Source organism: Porphyromonas sp. CAG:1061, from assembly GCF_000435035.1.
GTDB lineage: Bacteria > Bacteroidota > Bacteroidia > Bacteroidales > Porphyromonadaceae > Porphyromonas_A > Porphyromonas_A somerae.
This window is the reverse complement of record NZ_HF988862.1, coordinates 1,990-5,806: the sequence shown is the minus strand read 5'-3', so window position 1 is coordinate 5,806 and position 3,817 is coordinate 1,990. Positions and strand designations below refer to the sequence as shown.

The 3,817-nt window shown below is 40.4% G+C and carries 4 protein-coding genes; 1 reads left to right on the top strand and 3 read right to left on the bottom strand.

The genetic code is table 11. The annotated features are described in order from the left end of the window. The 3 genes from QVO39_RS01605 to QVO39_RS01595 form a co-directional block, all read right to left on the bottom strand. Positions 1-212 (bottom strand): hypothetical protein (locus tag QVO39_RS01605; RefSeq protein WP_288171467.1); only part of this gene is annotated, 212 nt, incomplete at its 3' end. Further along, positions 209-1,339 carry a DNA replication/repair protein RecF gene (gene recF / locus QVO39_RS01600; protein ID WP_021902736.1) on the bottom strand — a complete coding sequence of 377 codons (1,131 nt, stop codon included), beginning with the start codon at positions 1,337-1,339 and terminating at the stop codon, positions 209-211. The genes recF and QVO39_RS01605, both read right to left, overlap by 4 nt. Continuing rightward, positions 1,336-1,947 (bottom strand): MarC family protein, encoded by a 612-nt coding sequence (locus QVO39_RS01595; protein ID WP_018028912.1) that lies wholly within the window; start codon positions 1,945-1,947, stop codon positions 1,336-1,338. Before QVO39_RS01595 ends, recF begins: the two co-directional genes overlap by 4 nt. A gap of 1,016 nt (positions 1,948-2,963) precedes the next feature. Between QVO39_RS01595 and QVO39_RS01590 the strand changes: the two genes are divergently transcribed. Continuing rightward, on the top strand, positions 2,964-3,817 hold an 854-nt coding region (locus tag QVO39_RS01590), incomplete at its 3' end, for a carboxypeptidase-like regulatory domain-containing protein (protein WP_288171463.1).

Sequence of the window (3,817 nt, the reverse complement as noted above, 5' to 3'; positions counted from 1 at the left end):
CTAAGCGTAGTAGGGGAGGGGCAGATGATACTTAGCCTCTCCCCTTTTTGTACCTTAAAAGTCACCTTAATGCTATTAAGCCTTTTGTCCGACAGACCCCTCCACAGCTCATAAAGCTCCTTTTGTAGCTCAATCGTAGCCAGTAACCCGCTTTCCTTCTCCCGATACCCCTCTATAATATCACGGATAGATTTTGTCTTATAAAACCTCATCGCTCTGGAGTGATGTCTAGAAAATTGCCATCGTTCGCTTGGAATATCGTGTAGGCTTCTATAGGTAGATTCTCTAGTATCTGGTCTAAGTACTTACGGTTGGTATCGCTCAGAAAAATTTGGCCAAAGCGTGTGTCACTCACCAACTCCACTATTTTTTCAACACGATCCTCATCAAGTTTGTCAAAGATATCATCTAGGAGTAGAATAGGTAGGTTATCTGGATGTAGCTGGCAGAGTAGACTGTACTGAGCCAACTTGAGAGCCACCATATAACTTTTATTCTGACCTTGTGACCCTATCTTGCGGATCAAAAAGTCATCTATCAACATAATTAAATCATCACGGTGAGGTCCTACTCTAGTATATCCACAGGCGAGATCCTCTTGGAGATTGCTTTTCCATGCCGTTAGAAAGTCCTCCGCCTTAGGCTCTTGCACTCCAATTGAGGTGGCATACGTCAGCTTTACACACTCCTTGTCCTTAGTGATGGTGCTGTAATAGTTGTGAAATAATGGTGAGATTCTACCAATCCATTCATTGCGTAAAGCGGTAATCTTCTCAGCAAGAGGTGCCATCTGTTGGTTAAGCACCTCAATCAGAGATAGATCTAAGCCCATTTGTTGTTTGAGCAAACTATTTCTCTGCTCTAGTAGGTTTTTATACCCTTTGGCTGCAGTAAGATAGACCCTAGATTCCTGGCAAAGTATTTGGTCCATAAAACTCCTTCGTTCGGCACTGCCACCTCTTATCAGATCCATATCACCTGGTGCTATCATCACTGCAGGAAATAGCCCAATATGGTCCGACATCTGGCAGTACTCCTTTTTATTACGCCTGAGTTTTTTACTCTTTCCCCGACTAAGTCCCAAAACGAGACTCTCCTTCTGCCCATCTTCCCGCTGGTATTCTCCCGATACGATCGCCATCTCCTCGTCGTGGTGAATGATTAGGGAGTCGGGAAGGTACTGATACGAGCGGGTAAAGGAGAGGATATAAATACTATCAAGCAGATTGGTTTTCCCCATACCATTGCCCCCTACAATACAGTTGAGCTTGTCAGAAAACTGTAAGGTAGCTGCTTTGATATTCTTGTAATTGGTAAGGGAAAGCCTTTTGATAATCATTTAATCACTCCTACCAAATAAGAGATGTTCTCTGTGAAAAACTTAACCGACATCGCCATCAGTATCACGCCAAAGAACTTGCGGAGTACGAATATACCACCTTGACCGATCAGTCGCTCTACCACGTCAAGACGCTTAAGAACGAAATAAACCACAACAAGGTTGAGGAGTGTAGCAATGATAATATTCACTAGAGCATACGAGGCTCTAAATGATAGCAGTGTGGTAAAAGAGGCCGCTCCAGCAATGAGCGGAAATACCAGCGGTACAAGTGTGTTGGATCCCCCTGGGGCATCATTGCGAAATATCTCATACCCAAATATCATCTCGAAGGCGAGTAGAAATAGGATAATAGCTCCCGCAGCAGCAAAGCTCTGAATATTGATACTCAAGAAACTAAGCAGCCACTCTCCAAAAAATAGAAACCCAATCAGTATGATCGCAGAGAATAGAACCGTCTTAAAAGGTTCAATCTTCTGCCCTGCTTGCTTGAGATTCATAATGATAGGGATAGCCCCAATAATATCTATCACTGCAAATAGAGCTATAAATACACTACCAATTTGATTCAAGTCAATGGCTTGAAAAGTTTCGCTTATCCAGTTCATACGTTTACTACTCAATTATTTAAGATACCTAATCAAAGTACAAATTTACCCATTTCTACCCACATATCTATCATAATGTATTCGGAAAGTCATGGCGGAACACCTCTATAGTTTCCTAAAGGAGTTAATAGCAGATTAGAGATTACGCATTAGAATAGTCTTGTGAGTGGTATTTATCAAGGTATCAATGGATAAGCAGACTATTACATGGAGTGCATAATTATCATCCACGCACAAATCCATACCACAAATAAGGGGGGCAGGGACCTCTGACGAGGTCCTTACTCCATTATACTCAATAGCTTGTATAAGATCATTGTTACAACAGCTAAGTGGTCAAAAGTTTAGTTGCAACTAAGCATTTGCTTTGTTGCATCTCGGCATTTGCTTAGTTGCAACTCGCCGATCGCTTAGTTGCAACTAAGTTTTAGATTTTATATGGTGTTGATTATCAGTTTGTTATAAACAGGCATTTGAATCACTACTTTCTCCTATTTTATAGAGTCATTAACTTATAAATATACACCTAATGCGTAACCCCTGACACAAAAGTGTGGAAATTCAAAGGAACTCAAAGAATTACATTTTTGTGTAGTGTGTAATTGAATATAATTCGTCACCTTTGCATTAGAAGAGAATGTTGCACGAAGTACCTTTCTCCATATTTGATTCAAATGTGCTGAGACTCTGAATGAGGATGAGATGCAAGGCGCTGAGGGTGAGGGCAAGGTGCCGTAAGGCACCAAGGCCCAACCAGGGCGTTGGGAGCGTACTCACGTACGTGACAGAGCCCGAATCCCGAAATCCACGTAGCAGATCGCCTTCGTGCAATAGTCTCTAGAAATTAATACTCAAGCAATAATATTTAGTATGGTTTGGAGGAGCACATACAAGAACTGCCGTCTGAAATATTATTCAAATGAATATGGCTTACTAGGAAAGCCCAATAATTGCAGAAGGGATAAAGTAGAGCCTTTAGACCAGGGGATTGATATTTTAGCATTAGTAAGTAAGTTATGAAACGTATTCTCATATTATTATTTCTAGTTTGCTCATGTGTTTTTTACTCTTACTCACAAACAGTTAGCGGAAGAGTGATTGACTCTACAACAAATGAAGCAATTCCATTCGCGACAATCTCTATTCACCGAACTGATAGTACTGTTATTGATGGAGTTATAGGAGATGAGCTGGGGCTTTTTAGTTTGAATGTGGATAGTAGGTGCGATGATGTGCTTTGGCTAAGGGTTAGTTCCATTGGCTACAAAACATCTTACGATAAGTTAGACTCTCTTTTTGTTGTTGTAAAGCTCAATCCAGACACACAGCTTCTTGATGAAGTAGTTATCCGAGCAAAACATCCAGCCGTTAAAATCAATAGCTCTGGAAGCATTGAAAGCTTAGTATCAGGAACACCCTTGGAAAATTACACTGATATTGGGAAGCTCCTTCAGGCATTACCTGGAATTATCAATATGGGTGGAGCAATTAAAACCTTAAATGGGTCTTCTCCAATATTCTACATTAACAATCGTAAGGTGTTATCTATGTCAGAGATTTCATCCTTAGATGTAAAGACAATCAAGAAGATAGAAGTAAATAATAATCCCGGAATTGAATTCGGTAGCGAGGTGGGTGCAATTATTAGAATCACAACCATTAGACCGAATCAAGGGTTGAGTCTTAGTCTTAGTAGTGCGATAGAAAAAAGTAGAGTTTGGTCACATAGTGAAAATCTCAGTGGTAGTTACTCTATAAATAATCTTACACTCTATGGGTCTGCTAATTATGATGGGTTTCAGAAAAAGAGTATTCAGGACATACAATTCAGGATGTCAAATAATGCTTTTGAGGTAGATAATCATCTGAT

Excerpts from the sequence above, each read along its gene's own strand:
- recF (WP_021902736.1), bottom strand. The coding sequence starts at position 1,339 with ATGATTATCAAAAGGCTTTCCCTTACCAATTACAAGAATATCAAAGCA.
- QVO39_RS01595 (WP_018028912.1), bottom strand. The coding sequence starts at position 1,947 with ATGAACTGGATAAGCGAAACTTTTCAAGCCATTGACTTGAATCAAATT.